Consider the following 427-nt stretch of genomic DNA (forward strand, 5'->3'; position numbering starts at 1 on the left):
TAGCTTAACCTTCGGGAGGGCGCTTACCACTTTGTGATTCATGACTGGGGTGAAGTCGTAACAAGGTAACCGTAGGGGAACCTGCGGTTGGATCACCTCCTTACCTGAAGAACCTGCCTTTGTAGTGTCCACACAGATTGTCTGATGAATGATAAATTTCAAAATGTACTGTTAAGTGCATTGTGAAATTTTGCTCTTTAAAAATCTGGATCAAGCTGAAAATTGAAACGACACACTGTTTCCTTTCTCCGTAATAAGAAAGGAAAAACGGTGTGTTCGAGTCTCTCAAATTTTCGCAATGCGGACTGTTTTACGAAACAGCTTCGGGTTGTGAGGTTAAGCGACTAAGCGTACACGGTGGATGCCCTGGCAGTCAGAGGCGATGAAGGACGTGCTAATCTGCGATAAGCGTCGGTAAGGTGATATG

At 44.7% G+C, this 427-nt stretch carries 2 rRNA genes; both read left to right on the plus strand.

Annotated features, from left to right (window positions below):
* Positions 1-103, plus strand: a 16S ribosomal RNA gene (locus NWP14_RS27835); the annotation flags it as partial.
* Positions 104-334: 231 nt separating this feature from the next.
* Positions 335-427 (plus strand): 23S ribosomal RNA (locus tag NWP14_RS27840); the annotation flags it as partial.

It is taken from the genome of Klebsiella sp. C349492 (genome assembly GCF_042055345.1).
Classification (GTDB): Bacteria; Pseudomonadota; Gammaproteobacteria; order Enterobacterales; family Enterobacteriaceae; genus Klebsiella; species Klebsiella scottii.